We start from the raw sequence: 22341 nt of genomic DNA, 5'->3' as shown, positions 1-22341 counted from the left end.
TAGCCGTTCACATGCCAGACCTCATCGAGTACTGCATCGACAACGTCCCGCGTGCGGTGCGCGGTTCGTTGCCCACGGTGTGCGAAGCGCGGCCCTGTCTCTGGGAATGTGGACGCTGTTACGAGTCGGCGATGTTGGCGGTCGACGGAACGCTCTATACGGGGGAAACGCACGCCGAAATCCTGCGGTCGGTCGGAGTGACGGAGCCATGAACGTCCTGTTCATCTCCATCGATAGCCTCTCGCGACACTTCCTCACCTGCTATGGAGGCCGGTCGGTCGAATTCGACGTCCAAACGGACAATCTCGACCGATTCGCCGAGCGCGCGGCCGTCTTCGACAGCCACTACGTCGGCAGTCTCGCGTGCATGCCGGCCCGCCGGGAGTGGCTCACAGGGGTCAAAGACTTCCTCTGGCGGCCGTGGGGACCGGTCGAAGCCTACGACGTCACCCTTCCGCGGGCGGCCCGCGAGGCGGACGTGCTGACCCAACTCGTCACCGACCACTACCATTACTTCCAGCACGGGGCCCACGGCTACTACGAGGACTTCCACGGCTTCGAGTTCATCCGCGGCCACGAGGCGGACGCCTGGCGGACGGCCCCTCGAATTCCCGAAGACGAGGCCCTCCTCCGTCAGACCACCGACCCCGACCGCTGGCCGGCCGACGGCCTCGAATACATCAACCGGGCGCAGTACGCCCGCAACGTCTCCCGCTTCGACCAGACCGACGAGGCCGACTTTTTCGCGCCGAAGGTGTTCGACTTCACGGCCCGATGGCTCCGCGAGAACCGCGACTGGGACTCGTGGTTCACCTACGTCGATAGCTTCGACGTTCACGAACCGTTCCACTGCCCCGAACCCTACGCCTCAATGTACACGGAGGAGGACCCACGCGACCCGGAGCTGACCTTCTGGCCCCACTACGGTCGTGTCGACGAAGGACTCGCAGAACTGTCCGGCCGCGAACTCGCGTTCGTCCGCTCGCAGTTCGCCGGCAAGGTGACGATGGTCGACCGCTGGTTCGGACGCGTTCTCGATGCACTCGACGAAATTGAGGCGTGGGACGACACGATGGTCGTCGTGACGGCCGACCACGGCCACTATCTCGGCGAACACGGCTGGATTGGGAAACCGCGCGCGCCGCTTTACGACGTCATCGCGCGGACGCCCCTGCTGGTGTGGTATCCCGACGGTGCGCACAACGGCGAGCGGGTCGATGCGCTCACCACCGCGGTCGACCTCTACGCGACGATTCTCGACGCCCTCGACGCACCGATTCGAGCCCACGCCCACAGTCGAAGTTTTCACCCGTTGCTCACCGGCGCTCGCGATGCCCACCGCGACTGGGCGCTTTACGGCTACTGGGGGTCGAGCGTCAACGTCACCGACGGCCGGTACACCTACTTCCACCCATGCGACGAGTCGGTCGACGCCGTCTGCCACTCGACGTCGATGATGAACCCACGAGGCAACTTCAAACCGCTCGACCCCAAACAGGACGCAGAATCGGGCCAGTTCCTCTCGTTCACCGACTGTCCCGTCTGGCGGTATTCGGGGCCATCCTTTGCCCGACAGGACACGCCCATGCTGTTCGACACGCAGCGTGACCCCGAACAGACCACCGATCTCGTGGGCACGGACAGCGCGACCGAATCACGGATGCGGTCGTTACTGAACGAGGCACTCGCGGAACTGAACGTGCCGGAAAATCAGTATCGCAGACTCGGCCTCGACATTCCCAACTGACCCTTCCCTCTCTGCTGGTGCGTGCTCACGCACTCAGCGAGCGTCTCGCTTCTGGGCGGCCTCCAGAAACGCGTCGGGCAACGACTCGAGCTCGCCCACCTGCACCCGCCAGAGGTTCGCGTAGAGGCCGTCCGCGGCGAGCAGGTGTTCGTGGCTGCCGCGTTCGACGATTTGTCCATCTTCGAGGACGAGGATGCGATCCGCCCGGCGAACCGTCGAGAGGCGATGGGCAATCGAGAACGTCGTTTTGTCTGCGATGAGTTCGGCGAGGCTGTTTTGAATCAGCAGTTCCGTCTCGTTGTCTACGTGGCTCGTCGCCTCGTCGAGGACGATGATTTCGGGGTCTTTCAGGATAACGCGGGCGATGGCGATGCGCTGGCGCTGGCCCCCGGAGAGATTCGCCCCGCGCTGGCCGACTTCCGTTTCGTACCCGTCTTCGAGTTTGCTGATGAATTCATGTGCGTTCGCTCGCTTCGCCGCGGCGACGATTTCCGCGTCTGTGGCGGCCATCCCGTAGGCCAAATTTTCGCGAATCGTCCCCGGAAACAGGAACGGTTCTTGACTGACATAGCCGATGGAGCGACGCAGGCTGGTGAGCGAGACGTCGCGCACGTCGTGGCCGTCCACACGAATTGCCCCCGTGTCCACGTCGTAAAAGCGCAACAGGAGTTTCATCACCGTCGATTTACCCGAACCGGTCGGGCCGACGAGGCCGACCATTTCACCGGGTTTCACGGCGAACGACACGTCCGTCAGTGCCTGCTCGCCGTCGGGGTAGGTGAAGGTCACGTCCTTGTAGGTCACGCCGCCGGAGACGCCCGCCAGCTCCATCGCGTCGGCGCGTTCTTCGATGTGCGAGGGGTAGTCTCGGAGGACGTAGACGCGTTCTGCAGAGGCTTTCACTCGCTCGAAGTTGTTGAGCAACACGCCCGCCTCGGACATGGGCGCCTGAATCTGGCGCGTGTAGTCTAAGAACATGACGATGACGCCGACGGTGACCGCCCCGGAGAACACCAGCGGCGGGCCGATGAGGAGCCACCAGCCACCGACGAGGAGGACGGAGGCGAAGCCAAACCCGTTGATGAAGGTGAGCGTCGGGCCAAAGCGCACTCCCCAGCGCCGCGCGTTCCAGCGGGCGTCGCGGTGATTCGCCGACGATTCTCGAACGCGTTCTGACTCGAACGGTTCGGTCGTGAACGATTTCACCACCTCGATGCCACTCACGTTGTTCTCTAGCCGAGAGGCGAGTTCGCCGAACGTCTCGCGGGCGTCTCGGTACTTCGGGCGCACCTTCTCGATGAACTTGTAACTTACCACGAGGAGGATGGGCGCGGGAAACAGCGCGACGAGCGCGAGTTCCCAGTTGATAGCCGTCATGACGATGGCGATGGCCACCACCTGCACGACGATGTTCATGATGCGCCCGACCCAGCCGTTCAGGAACCCTTCGAGGCGATTCACGTCGCTCGCGAGAATGGCCATGAGTTCGCCGGTCTGTTTGTCGGCGTAGAATTCGAGCCCGAGGTACTGGATGTTGTCATATACGTCCGTCCGAAGCGCGTGCTGGACGTTTTCTGCGAACAGCGCCCAGCCCCAACTGCCCGTCCACGTGAGCATGGCGCGAAGGCCGTACGTTGCGACCAGCAGGCCGAACAACAACACGAGCTGGTCGGCCGTGGTCGTTGGCAGCCACACATCAGGAACGAGCGGGAGGGCGAACGGCGCTTCCTGCGTGAACAGCGAGTCGATGGCCACCTTGAGCAGGTAAGCGGGCACGAGCACCAGCACAGGAGAGACGAGGTTCGAAGCGAGGGCGACGCCCATGGGGACGGGAAATCGCCGCCCGTACTCCCGGAACAACCGAAGCATCGGCCAATCAACCTCCTCGCGCTCCGCGACGAGCAACTCCTCTCTGCTTCTAGCCGCCATCGGGCAACACCGCTCCTCTCTGGCGCGTCACCGCGCCGGTTCGACGGTTACAGTTCGGGGAGGGCAGGTCGGGTCGGCTCGGCTGCTGTATGTGATACATCTCGGATAGGGCACTCCACCCGTGAACCTGTGAACGATTCGATATTAGCTGTATGGAAAGGAGCAATCTTCGAAGGGCCGTGCCAGCCTCAGTCGTCGCCGCCGACGGCCGTCCCGTCCGCGTCGTCGAGTGCCTCGAACTCCGACGCGGACTCGCTGTCGAGTGGCGCGCTTTGCCAGTACTCGTGGTGTTCGTCGAGTCTGAAACACGCCGCCTGCGTCGCTTCGTCGGTCGCGATGAGCGTCGGTGTCTGCCGTTTACAGGCCTCTCTGGCTTCCGGACAGCGGTTGTGGAACCGACAGCCACTCGGCGGATTCTTCGGGTCCGGGATATCGATTTCTCTGACCGGTGGGTTCGTGCGCTGGGCCTTCCGCGCTAGTTCGGGGTCGAGCGGCGGCGTCGCCCACATGAGCACCTTCGTGTAGGGGTGCTGTGGGTTCGCGAGCACCTCGTCTGCCGGGCCAATCTCGACGAGTTTACCGAGATACATGATGCCGATACGCCCGTCTGCTTTCGCCGCCAGATACCGTGCGTTCGAGAGGTCGTGGGCGATGAACAGGAACGACGTTTGCACGATGTCTTGCAGTTCGAGCATGAGGTCCATCATCTCGACGCGAAGACTCACGTCGAGCGCGGAGACGGCCTCGTCTGCGAGGATGAGGTCCGGTTCCATCAGCATGGAACGGATGAGCACGACGCGCTGTTTCTCCCCGCCCGAGAGCTGATGCGGGAAGCGTCCTGCGTAGTCCTCTGCTGGCTTCATGCCCACGCGTTCTAAGAGGCGGTGGATGTGGTACTCGCGTTCGTCCGCGGCCATGTCGGGTTGCCACCGTTTGAGTGGGTCCGACAAACAGGAGAGGACGGTGCGATTCGAGTTCAGCGAACTCCCGGGGTCCTGGTGGATGATTTGCAACGACCGACGAATCTCCTCGTATTCGATGTCTGGGTCGGCTCCGTCTTTGGCCTGCCAGACGTCCTGGCCGCGATATTTGACTGCCCCGCCGGTCGGGCGCTGAAGGCCAATCGCCGTCTTCCCGAGCGTGGTTTTCCCACAGCCGGATTCGCCGACGAGCGCGACCACGTCCTCCTCGTAAATGTCGAGGGAGACGCCGTCGACTGCCTTCACGACTGACTGCTCGTGTTTGAATACCCGGTCCAGAATGCTGTCGGTCTGGAAGTGAACCTCGACGTCGTCGAGGGAGACGAGTGGCTTCCGACTCACGGATTTTGCACCCCCTCTACGTCGGTGAGCAGGCTGTACTCGATGGATTCACGCGACTCCGTCGGATAGAAGCACGCCGCCTCGTGGTCGGCCCCAACGTCGCCGAAGGGTGGGTCGTTCTGGACGCAGTGGTCGTCCGCGAGCGGACACCTGGGATGGTACGAACATCCCGACGGGACGTTCACCGGGTCGGGGGCCTCCCCCTCGATGGGGCGCATCTCGTCGAGCGAGGAGTCAACGCTCGGCACCGATCGGAGCAGTGCCCGGGTGTAGGGATGGGCCGCCTTCTCGACGACGTCTGCGGAAGGTCCGTACTCCACGAAGTCGAAGGCGTACATCACGCCGAGGCGGTCTGCCAGCCCCGCGACAAGCGGCAGGTCGTGGGTGATGAACACGACGGTGAGGTCGTAGTTCTCCTGGAGGTCTGCGAGCAGGGTGAGAATCGACCGCTGCATGAGCAGGTCGAGAGCGGCGGTGGGTTCGTCCATCACCAGCACCTCAGGTTCGAGCAGCAGGCTGAGGGCGATGAGCGCCCGCTGTTTCATCCCACCCGAGAGTTCGTGTGGGTAGGCGTCCATCACGCGCTCCGGGTCGAGATAGAGGTCTGAGAGGAGCTGATAGGCGTGTTCCATCCGCTCTCCGTAGCTCGCCCGATGGGCGTGAATCGTCTCCTCAAAGTGGCCGCGAATCTTCATCGTCGGATTGAACGAACTCATCGCCCCCTGGAACACCATCGAGATTTCGTTCCATCGGAGCTTCTTCAACTCGTCTTTGCGAAGGTTGAGCACGTCCACCGGGTCGCCGTTTCGCGGGTAGTAGGTGATGTCTCCCTCCACCATCCCGGGTGCGACGACGGCGTCTAACAGGGCGGCGGCGAGCATCGACTTCCCCGACCCCGACTCGCCGACGATACCGAGAATCTCCTCCCGATAGATGTCCATGCTCACGCTGTCGAGGACGCGCGATTGCCCACGGTCCATGTCGAACTGCACCGTCACATCGCGCAGTTCGAGGATGGTATCCCCTGACGTGCGACTCGCCGTCCGCGACCGCTGGTTATGCGCCACTCGATTCACCTCGGACGGATTCGACTGTGGCGGCGGGTCGGCACCCATGGCCACTGACAACATCACTCATTGCTTCGGGTGTTGGTTTCTTCGTCTGTGTCAATAATTGTTGTCCCGTCATCAGTAATTTCGCAAGTAGCGCAACACGCCGTACCCGATGCCACCGATGAAGAGCGCGGTGGCTCCCCAGATGGCCAACATTCCCGCGATGATGCCGTCCTCGACCGGGTAGCCGACCATCCACAGCAACTCGAACGTGTAGCCGAGTGCGAGGAGGAACGCCCCGAAGGTCGCGAACGAGAGAAAAAACGAGCGCCTGAGCGCCACCACGACTCGCTCTACCAACCCGGCGCTTTCACTGCGTCCGGCGGGTGTCGTATTCCATGCCATGTCATTACTAACGAGAAACTCCCATCTAAGTGTTGTGCTAGCGCAGGACAGTACGCTTATGGCGTCCGCCCCTCCAGTGTAGCCACGATGGATCGATACGACACGGTACTCGAGGACGGAACGGTGTACGTCGAACGAGACGATGGCAAACTTCGGGTCGGCGACCTCGCTGACATCGAGACGCTGCTCGGCGGCGAGACGTACGCCGTCACCTACGACGAACGAGCGAACGTCGCGTCGTGGCTCGACTTAGACGAGGACAACACGATGCGCTTCGACGTCGCTGAGACGCTCGCCTCGATGGACTACCCCGGCGAATTCGTCGAGGCGCTCGCGGCGAAACCCATGACGACGCCCCCACAGGGCGAGTATCCCGAGCGAACTACGTTCTTCGCCTCGCTTCTGCAGGCCATCTGGGACGGGAAGGGGACGCTTCCCGACGACTTCGAAGCCTAACTCCCGTCTGCGCCAGTCGACAGCACGTTTTACATGCCCAGCCGTGTAGTCGATGAGCATGAACCGAGGCTTCCGCGCGGTGGTGTTCGACAATCTCTGCGCCCACGAATCCGCGCTCTGGGCCGTCTTTGGCCTCTGTGGGGTCATGCTCCCGCTTTTGCTCATCTCGCTCACCGTCGTCGAACCCGATTCTGCAACCTACGTCATCGTGATTCTCGACCTCATCTCCGTCGCCGTCGTCGGCGCGGTCACTGGCGGCTTGTTGCGGCGATGCCAGCCGAAGTGACTGTGACGAACGACCATCGGTCGTCTCCGGCGGACACCGTCTCTCACTCTTTCCCTGTGACGACGACCTGGACGAGCCCATATTCGGGAACCGTGACCACAACCTCATCCCCTCGAACAGGCCGGGTCGTCGTCCGGGGAGCGATCCGAGTGGGATTCTCGAGCGTGTTCTCCGCGTGCATCGTCTCCGCGTCGATTGTCGTTACGGCCGCTGTCCCGTCCTGGACGAGTCCGGCGAGGTCGAGCGTCGTCTCCACGTCGCCGACGCCGCTGCCACGATGGACGAGCATCACGGCCAGTTCGTCCTCGTCGACTGCCGCGAGCGCGTCGAGAACAGGGAGGTCGGAGACGGACTCGATGGCGTCGAAGGGCCGATCGGTAGAGACGGTTTCGCAGGTCACCGTCACACCGAGTGGCTGCTTTTCGAACAGGACGGCTCCCATCGCGTGACCGTAGTGACACGGGTCCGCCCAGACGCGTTCTCTGTGTTTCTGAAGGCCGCCGCCGTGATTGACCGTTGCGGAGTGGGTCACCAGTTCCGCGACGCCTTCGCTGCGTATGCAGTCGTGGATGATGCACGCATCGAAGATTGCCTCCGCGATGGTCTTTTTTCCCGGGAGTTCCGCGGTAGCTGGGTGATGTCGACTTCCCCGCCACGGCGGTGGGAGCACGTGCGTCCCGCGGTCCGACTCGAGGAAGGGGATAAGCTGGAGTTCCGTGATGGCGTAGTGTGGGTCTTCGATTCCGGCTGCGCGCATTTCGGCTACCAGCTCGGCATGTCTCTCGCGCAGTTGTTCAGTGTACCCCATCAGCGCGTGGTAGAAGTCGTTTCTGTCAACGTCGTCCGGCACGGTCGGCCCCGCGAGGATGTGGGTCGCGATCGTTCGGATATCCGTCCCCCCTTCCGCGATCAGGTGCTCGTTCCAGTCGGGGTCTGCGCCGCAGGTGAGCACCGTAACCCCCGGGTCGGCTGCGAGGATCGCCTCCCGAAACCGCTGGTACCTGTCCACGTACCCGTCCGGGGTCGTCCAATGGGGCTGCCATCTGCCGTAGAGTTCGTTTCCGATTTCCCAGTATTTCACGTCGAACGGCTCCTCGTATCCGTGGGCGGCCCGGAGTGCACCCAATGCTGTCTCGTCGGCGTCACTGTTGCAGTAAGTCACCCACGCGGCCGCTTCAGCGGCTGTGCCAGTCCCAGCGTTGAGGCAAATGAGCGGTTCACAGCCAACTGCATCGCAAAACGCGACGAACTCGTCGGTGCCGAAGAGGTTCGGCTCGACACCGCCCCATGCGGGGTTGGCGGTCGTCGGCCGTTCGGCCTTCGGACCGATACCGTCCCGCCAATCATAGTCGGAGACGAAATTCCCGCCCGGCCAGCGTAACAACGGGAGTTTCGACTCACGCAAGAACCCGACGACGTCCGGGTCGGCACCACCAACGTGATCGTCTGGATAGAGGAGTGCGCGGTCTATCACGACGTTGCAGTCAGCCGTGGCCGAGATGGTGACTGCGAGGAGGCCGTCCGGTTCGGGCTCTTTAGCTGGCGGCACCCCGAGTCGGCCATCGACGGTCGACCACTCGTCACGAACGGTGACCGCGTCGGATGCGAGCTTAGTCGTCGGCACTCCGTCCTCGTCGACCAGAGAGAGCCCGAGTGTCAGCGTCGCTTTCGTGCCTGTTCTGGCGCGTGCCGTGATCGAGTATTCGTACACGGTGGTACGTTGCAGGGGGAGATACAGCCACTGGAAGATTCCACGTGCCGCCTCCGGTGAAGCGTTTCGAATCTCGACCCGCTGGGCTCGGTTCCCGTGAGGGCCAACGTCAGGGCTGACCACCACCTCGTCCGTGCCCCCAGTTAACCGCATCCACCAGAAAGCAAGTCCGTCGGCGACAGCTGATTCGAGTTCCTCCGCTGCTGGAAAGTCGAGGTGAGCGGCGTGACTTTCGATCATCGCGCGACGGTGTTTCGGGTCAGTCGTGCCGACGTAGCCACCGTCTTCGGTCGCGTTCTTCGTCCGGAATCGCCACCGACCGAACGTCGGGTTGTAGAGAAGCTGTGCCTCCATCCCATGGTCGATGTTCCAGCCGAGGTGCTCGGCGAACTTTCCGTACAGGTTCGGGTCGATAGTCGCCTCGCTTCGGATCTCAGGTTGCAGCTCCACGACGGCGGTTCCCGATGCTCCCTCCTCGTGGCGATAGTACCGAGTCATGGGGAATTTCGTCCCAGCACCGTATTAAATAATGCGACCAGCAGAACGCAGATCGCTACCGTTTGACCCGTCTCTCGGAGTTCTCGGGATTGCGACACTCATTCTCCGGGTTCTGATAGTCCTTGGCAGTAGAACTTGATTGTGCGGTTTGGGCCTCGGCAGGTGAGTGTTCGACCACTTCACCTGGCTGCTCACATACAAAGCCGAAGTCGGTAGCAGCAATCCCGAGCAGGTATTCGAGTGCGACACGTCGTATACCAGAACATCCCAACGTGGGACTCCTCGCCCGTCAAGGCGGGGAGACTGTCATTTGTAGTTGTACTTCGTGAGTCCGTGTTGGACGCAGTAGCCGGGCCCGCCGCCGTTGACGATCTGGAGAACCGTCTCGTCGTCCGGCCAATCGAAGTTCTTCGTGTCTGCCCAACAGCCCTGCTGGGCGTTGTACAGGTCGATGTCCGGAACGTAGAAGTTCCACGCCCAGCTCAGGTCCTGAATAATCTCGTTCGTTCGCTCCTGTGAAATCGGCGTGTGGGCTTCCTCGTAGAGTTCGAAGACGTTGACCCGCTTGGTCTCCCCGGAAAGGTCCTGTGCGCCGATTTCGGTCGGTACCTCGGGCGTGAGCGGTTTGCCGTTGTACGGCGAGAACTCCTCACCCTGGTCGAGCCACTCGCTAAGTTGTTGTTTCGACCCGGCGGCCGCGCCGAACCGACCTTTCGCCAGTCGCCAGCCCCAGAACGACCCCCAGTTGAAGTAGGAGATTGGGTGGTAGGTGCTGCCTGCGTAGTGGCTTTCGGTGCTCAGGTCCCAGTCACCCATCTTGTTCTCGACGATGTCGAGTTTCGTCCCCCGTTCGACGGAGTTGAACTCGACGTTGAACCCGTACTCCTTGAGTTGTGCGGAGGCGACCTGTGCCGGCAGGAACCACGACTTCGCGGTTCCCGCGACGAAGCGAAGCTTTTCGAGTTCGTCCCCGTTCTCGTCCACGACGGTCCCGTTTTCGCGCGAGTAGCCCGACTTCGCGAGGTACTCGTCTGCGAGTTCGTAGTCCGCCTTCGAACCGTAGTCGATGTACTTGTCCATCTGGTTGCCAGCGTACTTCTCGGTGAACCCGTAGTCCATCCCGGAGTGGACCTTGACGGGGTTCCCCGATCCGACGCTCGTCGCGACGGCCTCCGTGTCGATGACGGCGGCCATCGCCCGGCGGACGTTCACGTCCTGGAGGTACTCGCGGTTGCGCCAGTTGATGAGCATCTTGATGAGCCACTTGCCCTGCCAGGTCGTAAGGTTCTGGATGTAGTCGGGCACCTGCCCCTCGAAGCGCTGGTTGAGCGGCCCGTTCTCGAAGTCCACCTGGTCGCTCGTGATGAGTTCGTCCTCGCGGGCCTGATTCGCCGCGTACGGCCGTCGGATGGTTTCGATTTCGATGTCGTCCGCGAGGCGGTGGCCGTCCCACCGCTTGAAGATGACCTCCTGTTCGGTGATGGCGTCCAATTTGTACGGACTCGTGCCAAGCCCTTTCTCCTGGAACTCGCTGTGTGGGATGATGGTCTCGACCAGTTCCTTGCTAATTTGGTCGCGTTCGTCCTGGTCTGCGGCGTCCTTGTAGCGGTCGACCCACGGCCCCCAGATGTCCTCGTTCCAGCCGATGATTGAGCCGTGAATCGCGACGTTCTTGAGCAGGTCGGGATTTTGCGGTTCCTTGTAGTAGAACCGCGCGGTCGATTTGTCCACGACTTCCAGTTGCTCCCACTGGCTCGACTCGGGGGCCTGGTGGTGGACGACGCCCCAGTAGGCCATCATGTCGGAGGCTGTCCACCGGTCACCATTCCAGTTTTTCAGCTCTTCGTCGAGGACGATTGTGAGTGCGTTCTCGTCACCGTCGAAACTCCAATCGTCGAACCCGGAGAGAATCAGTTCGCCCTTCGCGCTTAACAGCCCGCCGTACTCCATCGCGAATCCAGCGAGATTTCCGGACCACGGCGTCGCCCACGGATTCCACTGGATGTCGGCGGGAATCGCGGAGGTACCCATGATTTCGTCGATGACCGGTTCCATCGGTTCGCCATTCGCGTTAGTTGGTGGGTCACCGGTCTGAGTGTTTGTGGTACCCGACCGTCCCGTGTCGTTACAGCCGGCGATTGCCCCGATTCCCGCGACGCCGAGGCCACGGAGCCAGGTGCGTCGAGAAACGTCTCGCTTCCGTCCGCTCGGAGTCGTATTACTAGCACTGTCCATATACACCGCATTGTTCAATGTTAACGTATATATACTCTATTATTTTGACGACATTGGGATGTGAAAATTAATTCCTTTCCGGTGGAGGGTGCGACGGAACGGAAAACCCGAACCGACTAATCGCTGCTGATGTCGGTTCGGTCGTCGCTCGAAACCGTTTTCGCGTGTCGCGCTCGCAGTCGCGGGTTGAACACGCGATCGAGGCCCTGTGAGAACAGGATGAGTCCGAACGAGAACACCGCGAGCGTGACCATCGGCGCGATTAGCCAGTGGCCGAACAGGTCGATGTTCGACATCGCACCGGCCTGGTAGGCGAGGTTCAGCATCACGCCCCAGTTGAACGTCGAGAACGGCAGGAAGCCGAGGAAGTAGAGTGCGACGGACTCGAAGATGACAGTCCGGGCGGCGTTTGCTGCGTTGATGAGGATGTACGGCATCATCTGCGGGACGATGTCACGTCCGAGCACCGTCGGCGAGGAAATCCCCATCGTCCGCGCCGCTTCGATGTAGGACTCCTCGCGGATGGTGAGCACCTGCGACCGGAGCGCCCGGGCGAGGCCCGGCCAGTTGTCGATGGCGAGAATCATCCCCACCACGAAGGGGTCTTTTGGCTGGTAGATGGCCGCGAGTACGATGACTAGCGGGAGTGCGGGAATGGTCATCACCACGTCAGTGAGGGTCATCAGCACCGAATCGACGGTTCCGCCTTTGTACCCCGCAACCGTGCCGATGATGACGGCGAGGCCGGTCGCGACGATTGCCCCGGCGAGCGCCATCTTGAGCATGGCCGGCGTCGCGTGGACCAGTTGTTTGGCCACGCCCTGCCCCAGATTGTCCGTGCCGAGCGGGACGGCCCAATCGACGAACGCGGGAGTTTTCGGCACACCGTCGCTCGTCTTCGGCGCAGGCACGTAGTCGACGCCGATCGTCCCGAGCAGGATGAAAAAGCAGACGATGATGCCGCCAACGGGCATTCGCCAGTCGGTGAGGCCGACGCGAATCGGCGCGAGGACGTACTGGTCTGCGTGCCGGTAGGCGCGCTCTGACCGAGTGCTCGTCTGTCCGGTGAAGTCTCCACCGTGGTCGAAGATGCTCGTTTGCGTTCTGTTGCTTTGTTGCTGTGGGTCTTTGCTCATCGGTCAGTACGTCTCCTTGTCGCCGGTGCTTGCCCGTGGGTCGATGAACCCGTAGGTGAACTCTGCTATCAACACTCCGATGAGCGTGATGACAGTGAAGAAGATGAACACGCCCATCAGCAGTGGGTAGTCGCGGTTTTCGATTGCCCCGAAGGTGTACCAGCCGACACCGGGGTAGTTGAAGATCTGTTCCATGATGATGGAACTGCTGAAGATGCTCGCGATTCCAATCATCAGACTGGTGTACATCGGGAGGATGGCGTTGCGCGTCACGTACCGCGTCGCGATGCGCGTCTCGCTCAGTCCGCGCAACTGGGCGACACGGATGTAATCTTCACCCATCACGCGAAGGCTGTTGCCGCGCATGGCGAGTGCACCGCCGCCAAAGCCGACGACGAACCCGGTGAGGATGGGCAACGCGGCGTGCCTGATGACGCTCACGATGAACGGCACGTTGAATCCCGGTGAGGTGAGTTGCGAGTCGTATCGCCCGCCGGTCGGGAACCAGCCCAGTTCGAAGGCGAGATACGAGAGCATCAAGATTGCCGCGACGTAGTAGGGAACAGAGGTGGAAATCGTGGCCACGATTGACATCGTCTTGTCGAATCGGCCCCCCTCTCTGTAGGCCATCAGCGACCCGAGCAGGATGTTCGTGGTAAAGCCGAGCAGGAGCCCGTAGATGCTCACGAACACGGACCACGGCATCGCGGTGAACAGAATCTGGAACACCGGCTGGTTTTTCCAGATGGACTTCCCGAAGTCCTGATACAGCACGATGTCCCGGATGTAGTTGAAGTATTGTACGTAAAGCGGTTCCGTGGGTTGGATGCCCGTGTATATCTCGACGAGTCGATTGATGCGCTGCATATCGACCTCGCCGCCTGTTGACATGGCCTCCAATACCATCTGCTGGCGCATCGCCTCGACCGGCCCTCCGGGGAGCAGCCGGTACATGAAAAACGAGATGGTGAAGACCGCGAACAGGGTGAACACTGCCTGCCCAATGCGGGTGATGTAGTACCTCATCAGCTATACGCACAATTCACAGAAGGCGATATATGTATTTTGGTGCCACGTGTCATGCGCCGCGTTTTGCCGTCCTGACCGCTCCCCTCGATTCGGGCAACTCACCGCTCTCGTTCCAATAATCGTTTGGAAACGCGAAACGCACACAGCCTCTCGATTCCCCCACACAAACGATGCCATTAATCATTATAAATCGGGCGCGACCTCCATTTATTCGTCTGTGACTATCGCGCTGGTCGCCAGCCGCCTCGAACCCATCCGGGTGAACGATATGCTGTTTTGAATTACTAAACAATATTCGAAACGGTTGTATCTACCCTTCAAACCCTCTTAGACGGGCAAATTGGGAACGTATGTGGGTGTTTACCAGTCAATATCTGCCCCTATGTATGGCTCTTACCTCGACATTAACATTACAAACGTACAGATGTAAAATCAGAGTCTTGACACCCTCGAAAAACCGATAGCAGCAGGTCACCTGCCCTTCGATTTGACGCTCACTCGACGAGGCCGAAGGGCATCGAGCTTCGCGCCCAATTTCGATTCCGTTTAGCTACCCCAAACGAACGCTCCTCACCGTCGTTTGACCGCCGACATTTTCGCAAGCTGTTTTTCGACGCGCCACGGCAGCTGGGAGCAGCTCTGATCCGCTTATCTTCCGCCCCATTCGGAACTCTGCAGCCGTTTCGTACCGTCAAACCGTTGGCTCTCCGGTGGTCGGTGCGTGTGACCGTCGTTCGGAAAAATTCGCGGTCGAATTGCCCTACAGGAGGAGTGATTCGATGTTTCGATGGCAGATGTTCTCCCACTGGTCGGTCGAGAGGTCGAACTCGGCGAAGAAGCCAAACTGCATCACCGGCTGGCCGGGATAGAGGTAATCAGAGCCGAAGATGAGGCTCTCGTGGTGGCGTGAGAGGAACTCCTGACCGTACGCTTCGTCACGGGTGAGCGCGTTGAACCCGGACCCCATCGAGAAATCAGCGTACAGGTTGTCGTACTCGGAGAGCAGTTCGTCACACCGACCCCCGCGCACGACGGGGTCTTTTGGATACCGTCCGAGGTCGCCCGCTTCGACGTCCGCAGAGATGTGGACCCACCAGCCGGGTGCGTGCAGGATGAAATTGGTCTCGGGATACTGCTGGACCATCCGCTCTAAGCCGGGAAGGCCGGGTTCGTCCGTACAGCACTGGTCGTCGATGTGCATCAGGATGGGCAAGTCCTGCTCGCCACAAATTCGATAGAGCGTCTGCATCCGTTCGTCGTCAACCGGGAGACCACACTTGAGTTCCCCGAACCCGCGCGCGCCGAGGTCCACGTACTCCGCGATGGCGTCCTCGAATCGCGACTCGTCGTAGTAGGGGTGCGACCGGGGGTCGATAGAACAGAACGGGATGAATCGGTCTGGGAACCGGGAGGCGGCCGCGAGCACCTCTCGCGTGGTGATAAGGTAGGCAGAGCCCTCGGGCGATTCGAGCGGGAACAGGACCGCCTTGTCGATGCCGTGGGAGTCCATGTACTCTATCATTCGCTCTGGCGTCACCCCGAGGTCGTACTGGCGCACCTGCCCGATGTGGGTATGGGCGTCGATGAGCGTAGAGACTGGCTGTTCGTCCTTGTCGTACACCGCGTTCGCTAGATACTGCTCGCGCTTGCTCGCCATGTCAATTTGTACCTCGCAGGCACGGGTCTTGAAGATTCGTCCGAAAAACGCCGACAGGGTGAATTCGCAGTTCTCAGGCCGACCAGCTGGCGCTGAGTGGAATGACGAACTCACCGCCCGCTTCGAGTATGTACTCGTAGCCAGCGTCGGGATTTTTCGGGTCGATAAACTCCTTTACCGTCGTTCGCTCGCCGATATCGACGGTGGCGCGGTTTGCGTCGCCCGATTCGATGCCACGAATCGCGTATGCACCGTTTCGCATCTCGACTGCGTCCGCGTAAATCCACATGCCGTCGGCCTCAGCGAGGCGACTATTTCCGGACGTGGTCTTGATGTCGATGACGTTCTCCATCGAGAGATCGCGCGTGAAGTCCTCGACTGTGCCTTCGATTCGACCTTGTGACTCGTTAATAAGCTGGTCACCGCCCGCGATGAGGAGTTTCCCGTCGTGGACGTAGGCGTGTTCGTGACTTCCGTCCACGTCGGTCGAGTAGACAGCGAACGCGCCGACGAAGCTAAACACGTCGCCGACGGCGTGTTCCAGTTCGTGGTTCGACGCGCTCACCACGTAGTCGGTCTGACCGGTCGTGAGTTCGACTTTCACCGCCCGTGCGGTCGGGTCGTCGCTCGCAACCGGAACTTCGGTGATGGATTCGACCTGTCGCTCACCGTCGTAGGACTCGAAGACGGAGGTGAACTGCGTCGAGAGGTCATTCCCCATCCGACGGGCGAGCACGTACTTGAACGTCTCCGGATTGCCCCACCGCTGTGGCGGGTCACCGTTGCAGATGGCCACCTCGTCGACGTCGGTCAGCATGGTCATCCGGAGATGGACGTCCGCCGGTTCGTCCAGCACGTCCCAGTAGTCTTCGAGGTCCCAATCGACGGCGAACGACTCGCCCGGCGCGTCGTCGCGCTCGACGTTATAGAGGTAGTTGAAGCCGTTTCCAACCTCGTCGTTGTACGTGGTGTCTTCGCCGTATCCCGGCTTTGGAACGGACGTTCCGGCGTAGGTCCCGCCGTTCTGCGCCACGAGGTCGAGGCCGGCTGTCTCGATGCCCGCCTGCTCCGTGTAGTTCGTCGAGAAGAAGTCGTAGGCCGACCCGTTCGCGACGAAGTCGTCGAAGTAGAGCGCTCCAGTCTGTCCCTTCCCGATGCCGCCGAAGACGCCGACGGCGCCGTCGGTGTCGCTCGGGAGTGTGAAGGCTCCCGCGTCGTGAGTCGTCCCGCTCTCGTCTCCGAGCGACACCTCGACGCTGGTGCCGGTCTTCGACACGTTGAGCGTGTACCACGTCGCTTTCTCCCAATCGGCAATCGATTTGTGGTCGCCCCACGTGTTGTCCTCGGGATAGTAGAGTCCCATTCGCGGGTCGTCGTCTGCCGCCTGATTGCCGACGCCGACGACGACGTGGCGGCCGTCTCCGTCGCGTCCGAGGTACACCGAGTGGTTGTGGTGCCAGTAGTCGTTGTAGCCGGTGACGCTTGTGTTGATTTTCACGGACACGTCCACGTCGCTCGTCCCTGTGTCGACAGAGAGGCCGCGCCAGTCGTGAACGTCCCCCGAGGGGTCGCGGACGCGAGTGGACCACATCCCCGAGTACGATTTCTCGCGGGAGGCTTCGAGCGACCCGCCACCGTTTCGAACCACGAACTCGGAGACGCCCTCGTTCAGTTCGTAGGTGAATTGGTCGGTGGGAACCGTCCCGCCGTGGAAACTGAAAATGTGGTCGTCGCCGCCATCGACCCGGAAGAAGTCCACGACGTAGGAGTTCTCGTCGTCGATGGTCACCTGCGCCGTCGTCCGCTCGTACTGCTCGCACTGTGGGTAGACGTTCGCGGCGTCGATTTCGAACAACTGGACGCGGTCTGTGTGGTCGAAGTGGCGGGGTGTCGAGACCCACTGTTTGTCCTGGCGTTGTTCGTCCACGAGAACCGTGTTGTGGCTGATGGTGTTCCCTGTCCAGTTCCATCGCTTTGGCCAATTACCCGTCTCCTCTGGATAGCCAAGGTCGGGTGAGAGATTTAGTCCGTGACCGAACAATCCGATGTTGAGCGTGTCTCGGTGTGTGTGACCCGCACCGTAGCCAGCGTCGGGGCCAAAGCCGTTGCGTCCGTAGTACGTCCAGACGGCGCGGCCAACGTCCGGTTCACCGCTCCGAAGCGCGGTGAGTCCCTGTCCGGCTAGTTGTGTACTACCGATGTCGAGCGGTCCCTTCGCCTCCAGAATCGCCTCGATGTCTGCTTTCACCGAATTCGGGTTCTCGTTGTAGATGCCCTGCCGAAGACCGTCCATGGACTCGCGATTCCGGAGGTAAATCCAGCGAGCGAGGTCGTCGCCACCGTAGACGTCGTAGGCACGCACGAGGTTGTCAACGCCGATCATGTTCTCGAAGCCGGGTTCGCCGGCCCCGGCGTTGTCCCCGTACTTCGGGACGAACTTGTTGAGGAACGTGACCTGGTGTTGGGTCTGGAACGACTGCTTGAAGATAGGGTTCTGATACAGGTCTGCCCCCTCGTAGGCGTCGTAGCCGTTCAGCGCATCCGCGGTCCCCTGCAGCGCGCTCGCGACGAGACTGTTGTAGTGGATGCTCCCCTCGTAGGGATGGCCGTCGCGGTCGAACTTCGTCAGAATCGAGGAGAGCACGTCACCGCCGGAGATGTACCAGTTGCCCCACGGCGTTCCGTCGTCCTCGTATTCGAGGCCGCCGGCCTGGAACAGGAAGTCGAGGGCGTCTGCGGTGTACCCGTTTGGCATATCCTGGATAATCGCAGAGAGCGCGAGCGTTGTCTGGTGACTCCCGAAGTTCCCGCGAATCTGCGCGTTCTTCATCGCGGGGAGAATCTGCTGGAGCAATCCTTCTTCGATGTTCCGCCGCACGTCGGCAAGCGAGTCTTTCGGCCCCAGCCCGGGATACTGCGCAGCCTTTCCTGAGAGGAACTCGACGAGCTCCGCGTCCCCGTCCTGACCGGGGAACACGGCATCGTAGGCTTTCAGGACGGCTTTCACCCAGAACGACTCCCAGATGGACCCGACCTGCTTCCCGCGGCCCGTCCCGCCGTGTGAGCTAATCGGCAACCCGTTCAGATACGAATAGCCACCGGATTCGAACTGTACGGTGTCGAGGAGGTTGAACTCGGGGTACACGTCCCCAACCCGGTCGAGGACGACCGTCGCGGCCCGCGCGTATCGCTGCTCTTCGGTGAACAGATACGCCTGGTACAGCGCGTTCAGCATCGAGCGATAGCCGTAGATGGTGTTCCAGTGGTGCGCCCACGCGACCGGGACCCAACGAACCCCGGCCGTGCCCAGGTCGCCATCCTCGTCCACCCAGCCCGTTCCATCGTCGACGCCCCAGCCCTCGCCCATCTCGGGGTGTTCTTCGTTCACGAGCAGCGAGTCGTCGGCGAGCGTCGGGTCGAACTTCCCTTCGTCGTCCATTCCGCTCTCGCGGTAGGCCTCGAAATCGTTGGTCGGCAGGGTGTACTCGCCGTTCGTAATCTTCCACTGCTCTCCGGGCTTCGTCGCGTAGCTGACATCGGGAAGTGGTTCTTTCGGCCCCCACTCGCTCTCCCACGGGTAGTACCCAGCGTTCCCATTCGCCAGAAACGCGGCCCGTGGGATGTCCTGAGAGCCAACGTACCGCCAGAGGTCGTCCAGCGTGAATGTAGAGAGTACGGTGTCCGCCTGCGAGACGGCGTCGTCGCGCTCTGCTTTCGCCCACTCGTAGTTCTCTACGTTCTCTCTCGCCGCCTGTCTGTCTGCTTCTGTAAAGTACGTCACTCTCGTCTTCCCCGCGGTGTTCGTGGTCGGTGTTGCGCCGCTCGCCCCACCTGCGAAGAGCGAACCCAGCGCGGCGACGCCGGACGCCTTCAGGAATCGTCGTCGGTCGGTGTCCGGTAACAATCTGTCCGGGTCGAGTAACCCGTCGCCCGTGGCCGCGTCAGCCCAGTCGATAGTTTTACCTTGCGGTGTGTCATCATGGCTCGACATCGTTTCAGCCAACACCAACGTATCGTTTAAGTATATGTCATGCTGCAACAATCACCGGGAATTTTGACTCTCAGTTTACCGGGAACTTATGCACTCAGACAATTGCGTCGAGAAAGTCGAGATCGGCTTCGATAGCCGCGTCGTATTCACAATCCCCGCGCACGAACTCCACGTTGACGTAGCCCTCGAATCCCGCCCGTTCGAACGGTTCGAGAACCGCCTCGACGTCGAAAAACGACTCGGAGAGCGCACAGCGGTCGCGGGTCCCGCGCTCGCCAACGGCCTGCATGTGGACGTTGTTCGAGAGCGGTGCCAGAGCCTCGGCCTCGGCGCGCAAATCGTCTGGGTGCATCGAGAACAGCGGCTGCCAGTTCAATCCGCAGTTCGGGTCGTCCACAGCCGTAATGAGTCGTTCTGCGCCTTCACGGGTGTTCGAGAGCGTTCCCTCGTGCTTCTCGACGGTGACGCCGAAGCCGCGTTTCGTCGCTCGTCGGGTCAGCGTTTCGAGGTCGGCTACCGCCTGCTCGAAGTGGGCTTCGCTGTGGTCGCCGTACTCCTGTTCGCCCGGCCAGACGCGGATGAGCGACGCGCCGAGTCGCTCGGCCACTGCCAGTTCGTGGGACAATTTTTCCGCGAACGAGACGGTTCCGGGCCGAAGATACGACCCGTACACTGGGATTTCGAGCCCTCGTTTTTCGGCCGCTTCGGCGATTTCGCGGCAGGTGGCGGCGGTTCCGTCGCCGACGTGGTCACGGCCCCAGATTTCGACGCCGTCGTAGCCCGCATCGGCCGCGCTCGCGAGCACGTCGAAAACCGACCGTTCCTGATTCGAGATGGTACACAGTCCGAATCGCATGGGTGTACCTCCCGCGCATGGGATAAAACAGTTGCCTAGTTAGCCGAAGTGGTCTGTCGAAATGTTCGTAACCGTCACCTCGCGCTCGGAGAGTGCCGGGAGCAACTGCGGAATGTCCAGTTCTCCCACAACGCCGAACTGGAGCAGGTCGTGGTCGATTGGAACCTCTCGGTTCGTGGCCCGTTCGTAGTAGGTGGGGACGTCCTCGACGAGGACAGTGCCGAATCGCTGGTCTGCGACGGCGGCGTACAGCGCGTGGAAGGTGCCGGTTCCGACCCCGATGACGCCGAGGTTGTCGGTTCCGAAACGGTTTGCGAGGTAATCGCCCGCTTGCAGCACGTCGAAGACGCGGAGCGCCACGAGCGACGTGCCACACATGAGCGCGTCGGACGTGAGTTTGTACGCCGTTCCGTGGGTGTCGTAGTACTCTCCACCGTTTGCGAGCGGTGTGTTTACGTCACGAGCGCGGACGCCGCCCTCCCCTCTGACGTCGAAGACGAACACCGCCCCGCGCTCTGTGGCGAGCGTGCGGACCGCCTGCTCGTACTCGGGGAGGTCGTCGGTTCCGCGATTCAACAGGACGACGGTTGGCACGCTCTCTGCGGAGGAAACCCGCTCGTCGCGAACCAGCACGCCGGTCGTCACGATGTCGGATTCGCTCCTGAAGAACACTTTCTCCCAGACGAGGTCGCCGTCGTCTTCCGTCTTGATGACTCGGGGGAAGCGTGGTGGTGCGATCCGGTCTAAGTCGAATCGCTCTCTCACGAGTTTGCGCATCGGCGTTCCGTCTGCGTCGGCCACCGCTCGCGGTTCAGTTGGATTACTCCCGTCGAGGTATTCTCGCGTGAGGTTCACGACGTGTCGCTCCGCTGGAAACGCGGCGTTCACCTCGCCCGATTCGAGGCAGGTGAGCGCGGATTCAGTTTCGGTTTCCGGGTCGCCAGCCTCGAAATCCGGCGCAATCCCCTGCAGGTGCGACTGGAACCAGTTGATGACCGCCTCCCGGAGCACTGGGTCGAGGCCGTGAGTCGTCGGCGAGACGACGAGATCGATAGCGGCGGGCGCAGCGTACAGTTCGTAGGCGCGTTTCGCCCGTTCGTAGGTCTGGTGGGCACCCTCGATACAGAGGAAGTCTGATTGCGACGCACCGATGCACACTGGTTTCGGCGCGAATCCGGTGAGGAAGTCGTCGTAGCGCGGCCCGCGTTCGATTGCTCGCCAGATGATTTGCTCGCCATCCTGGGCCTGACCAGTCTTCATGTAGGCTTCTTTCGAGGTGACGAAACAGCAGGGAGCGGCCGCAGCGAGGCGGTCGTCTGCGAGCATGAGGTAACCCGTCTGCATCCCGCCTCCCGAGTTGCCCGTCGCGCCGATGCGGTCCGGGTCGACTTCGGGCCGCTCGCGCAAGTAGTCCATCGCTCGCATCGCGTCCCAGACGAAGTAACGCGCGAGGTTCGTCCCTGCGAGCATACACTGGTGGCCGAGGTAGGAGTGTTCGATGACGTTCCGGCGCGGAATCTCGCCGGTCTCCGGGTCGAAAAACTGGTGGCGTTCGCCCTGCCCGATTGGGTCCACGGCGAGTACCGCGAACCCATTTTGAACGAGTTCGATACACGCCTTCTGGTAGACTGCGGCCGCCTTGCCGGCGTCCGAGTGACCACAGAAAAACAGGACACCGGGGACCGGTTCGTCGGCGTCGTCCGGGAGGTACAGGTTCGCCGTGACGTGGACGTCCGGGAGACTCTCGAACACGACCAGTTCGACGCGATAACCGTCACGGTCCAGCGTGTCGGTTATCGTCGGATTTAGTGGCGTGCGTTCGGTCGGCAGGCCGCCGAGTGCGTCGAAGAAGTTGGCACGTGCCGTCTCCCCGTGCCGCCGCGCTGCCCGTCGCGAATCGACCGCGTCTCGTTCGCGGTTCGCTCGCTCGAAGTGCGTCGCGGCCAGTCGCCGCAGGTATTGCGGAAGCTGGTCTTCGACGTCGTAGAACCCATCGACGTTCTGCAGAAAGGTTCGGTTCATCTGCGTGCA

16 protein-coding genes are annotated in these 22341 nt (G+C 61.6%); 4 read left to right on the top strand and 12 right to left on the bottom strand.

All coding sequences use genetic code 11. From position 1 onward, the window contains the following. Positions 1 to 11 precede the first annotated feature (11 nt). Together P1M51_RS17790 and P1M51_RS17785 are read left to right on the top strand one after the other, a co-directional pair. Entirely contained in the window at positions 12 to 212 is a 201-nt protein-coding gene (locus P1M51_RS17790) for a hypothetical protein (RefSeq protein ID WP_276248778.1), read from the top strand. Next, complete coding sequence (locus P1M51_RS17785; protein ID WP_276248779.1) at positions 209 to 1747, top strand: sulfatase-like hydrolase/transferase; 1539 nt, start codon at positions 209 to 211, stop codon at positions 1745 to 1747. Before P1M51_RS17790 ends, P1M51_RS17785 begins: the two co-directional genes overlap by 4 nt. Before the next feature lie 33 nt (positions 1748 to 1780). Here P1M51_RS17785 and P1M51_RS17780 read toward each other — a convergent pair whose 3' ends face one another. The 4 genes from P1M51_RS17780 to P1M51_RS17765 all read right to left on the bottom strand — a co-directional run bounded on the left by P1M51_RS17780 (position 1781) and on the right by P1M51_RS17765 (position 6455). Continuing rightward, positions 1781 to 3676 (bottom strand): ABC transporter ATP-binding protein, encoded by a 1896-nt coding sequence (locus tag P1M51_RS17780; RefSeq protein WP_276248780.1) that lies wholly within the window; start codon positions 3674 to 3676, stop codon positions 1781 to 1783. Between the two features lie 188 nt (positions 3677 to 3864). Then, positions 3865 to 4998: an ABC transporter ATP-binding protein gene (locus tag P1M51_RS17775; RefSeq protein ID WP_276248781.1), complete on the bottom strand. Its 1134-nt coding sequence runs from the start codon at positions 4996 to 4998 to the stop codon at positions 3865 to 3867. Further along, positions 4995 to 6128 (bottom strand): ABC transporter ATP-binding protein, encoded by a 1134-nt coding sequence (locus P1M51_RS17770; protein WP_276248782.1) that lies wholly within the window; start codon positions 6126 to 6128, stop codon positions 4995 to 4997. Before P1M51_RS17770 ends, P1M51_RS17775 begins: the two co-directional genes overlap by 4 nt. A gap of 57 nt (positions 6129 to 6185) precedes the next feature. Further along, positions 6186 to 6455 (bottom strand): hypothetical protein, encoded by a 270-nt coding sequence (locus P1M51_RS17765; protein WP_276248783.1) that lies wholly within the window; start codon positions 6453 to 6455, stop codon positions 6186 to 6188. Between the two features lie 87 nt (positions 6456 to 6542). Here P1M51_RS17765 and P1M51_RS17760 point away from each other — a divergent pair, with 87 nt between their 5' ends. Together P1M51_RS17760 and P1M51_RS17755 are read left to right on the top strand one after the other, a co-directional pair. Then, positions 6543 to 6911 (top strand): hypothetical protein, encoded by a 369-nt coding sequence (locus P1M51_RS17760; protein WP_276248784.1) that lies wholly within the window; start codon positions 6543 to 6545, stop codon positions 6909 to 6911. Between the two features lie 58 nt (positions 6912 to 6969). Then, on the top strand, positions 6970 to 7197 hold the full coding sequence (locus P1M51_RS17755) for a hypothetical protein (protein ID WP_276248785.1): 228 nt from the start codon (positions 6970 to 6972) through the stop codon (positions 7195 to 7197). A 43-nt stretch (positions 7198 to 7240) separates the two neighbouring features. Here the strand turns inward: P1M51_RS17755 and P1M51_RS17750 are convergent, their stop codons facing one another. The 8 genes from P1M51_RS17750 to P1M51_RS17715 form a co-directional block, all read right to left on the bottom strand. Then, complete coding sequence (locus P1M51_RS17750; RefSeq protein ID WP_276248786.1) at positions 7241 to 9406, bottom strand: alpha-L-arabinofuranosidase C-terminal domain-containing protein; 2166 nt, start codon at positions 9404 to 9406, stop codon at positions 7241 to 7243. Positions 9407 to 9712: 306 nt separating this feature from the next. Next, on the bottom strand, positions 9713 to 11641 hold the full coding sequence (locus P1M51_RS17745) for an ABC transporter substrate-binding protein (RefSeq protein WP_276248787.1): 1929 nt from the start codon (positions 11639 to 11641) through the stop codon (positions 9713 to 9715). Between the two features lie 116 nt (positions 11642 to 11757). Continuing rightward, positions 11758 to 12777: an ABC transporter permease gene (locus P1M51_RS17740; protein WP_276248788.1), complete on the bottom strand. Its 1020-nt coding sequence runs from the start codon at positions 12775 to 12777 to the stop codon at positions 11758 to 11760. Between the two features lie 3 nt (positions 12778 to 12780). Then, positions 12781 to 13803: an ABC transporter permease gene (locus tag P1M51_RS17735; protein ID WP_276248789.1), complete on the bottom strand. Its 1023-nt coding sequence runs from the start codon at positions 13801 to 13803 to the stop codon at positions 12781 to 12783. 763 nt (positions 13804 to 14566) lie between these two features. Continuing rightward, entirely contained in the window at positions 14567 to 15463 is an 897-nt protein-coding gene (locus P1M51_RS17730) for an amidohydrolase family protein (RefSeq protein WP_276248790.1), read from the bottom strand. A gap of 73 nt (positions 15464 to 15536) precedes the next feature. After that, a complete protein-coding gene (locus P1M51_RS17725; protein WP_276248791.1) occupies positions 15537 to 19454 on the bottom strand; it encodes a heparinase II/III family protein in 3918 nt (1305 codons plus the stop codon). Positions 19455 to 19548: 94 nt separating this feature from the next. Then, positions 19549 to 20310 carry a sugar phosphate isomerase/epimerase gene (locus P1M51_RS17720; RefSeq protein ID WP_276248792.1) on the bottom strand — a complete coding sequence of 254 codons (762 nt, stop codon included), beginning with the start codon at positions 20308 to 20310 and terminating at the stop codon, positions 19549 to 19551. A 39-nt stretch (positions 20311 to 20349) separates the two neighbouring features. Next, on the bottom strand, positions 20350 to 22332 hold the full coding sequence (locus P1M51_RS17715; protein WP_276248793.1) for a S9 family peptidase: 1983 nt from the start codon (positions 22330 to 22332) through the stop codon (positions 20350 to 20352). Positions 22333 to 22341: the final 9 nt, after the last annotated feature.

The sequence above is a fragment of the Haladaptatus sp. QDMS2 genome (assembly GCF_029338295.1).
Taxonomy (GTDB): domain Archaea; phylum Halobacteriota; class Halobacteria; order Halobacteriales; family Halococcaceae; genus QDMS2.
Note: the sequence above shows the minus strand (reverse complement) of the source record. Positions and strands in the feature narration are given on the sequence as shown.

Excerpts from the sequence above, each read along its gene's own strand:
- P1M51_RS17750 (WP_276248786.1), bottom strand. The coding sequence starts at position 9,406 with ATGACTCGGTACTATCGCCACGAGGAGGGAGCATCGGGAACCGCCGTC.
- P1M51_RS17745 (WP_276248787.1), bottom strand. The coding sequence starts at position 11,641 with ATGGACAGTGCTAGTAATACGACTCCGAGCGGACGGAAGCGAGACGTT.
- P1M51_RS17720 (WP_276248792.1), bottom strand. The coding sequence starts at position 20,310 with ATGCGATTCGGACTGTGTACCATCTCGAATCAGGAACGGTCGGTTTTC.
- P1M51_RS17765 (WP_276248783.1), bottom strand. The coding sequence starts at position 6,455 with ATGGCATGGAATACGACACCCGCCGGACGCAGTGAAAGCGCCGGGTTG.
- P1M51_RS17730 (WP_276248790.1), bottom strand. The coding sequence starts at position 15,463 with ATGGCGAGCAAGCGCGAGCAGTATCTAGCGAACGCGGTGTACGACAAG.
- P1M51_RS17770 (WP_276248782.1), bottom strand. The coding sequence starts at position 6,128 with ATGTTGTCAGTGGCCATGGGTGCCGACCCGCCGCCACAGTCGAATCCG.
- P1M51_RS17735 (WP_276248789.1), bottom strand. The coding sequence starts at position 13,803 with ATGAGGTACTACATCACCCGCATTGGGCAGGCAGTGTTCACCCTGTTC.
- P1M51_RS17760 (WP_276248784.1), top strand. The coding sequence starts at position 6,543 with ATGGATCGATACGACACGGTACTCGAGGACGGAACGGTGTACGTCGAA.
- P1M51_RS17715 (WP_276248793.1), bottom strand. The coding sequence starts at position 22,332 with ATGAACCGAACCTTTCTGCAGAACGTCGATGGGTTCTACGACGTCGAA.
- P1M51_RS17740 (WP_276248788.1), bottom strand. The coding sequence starts at position 12,777 with ATGAGCAAAGACCCACAGCAACAAAGCAACAGAACGCAAACGAGCATC.
- P1M51_RS17785 (WP_276248779.1), top strand. The coding sequence starts at position 209 with ATGAACGTCCTGTTCATCTCCATCGATAGCCTCTCGCGACACTTCCTC.
- P1M51_RS17790 (WP_276248778.1), top strand. The coding sequence starts at position 12 with ATGCCAGACCTCATCGAGTACTGCATCGACAACGTCCCGCGTGCGGTG.
- P1M51_RS17725 (WP_276248791.1), bottom strand. The coding sequence starts at position 19,454 with ATGTCGAGCCATGATGACACACCGCAAGGTAAAACTATCGACTGGGCT.
- P1M51_RS17780 (WP_276248780.1), bottom strand. The coding sequence starts at position 3,676 with ATGGCGGCTAGAAGCAGAGAGGAGTTGCTCGTCGCGGAGCGCGAGGAG.
- P1M51_RS17755 (WP_276248785.1), top strand. The coding sequence starts at position 6,970 with ATGAACCGAGGCTTCCGCGCGGTGGTGTTCGACAATCTCTGCGCCCAC.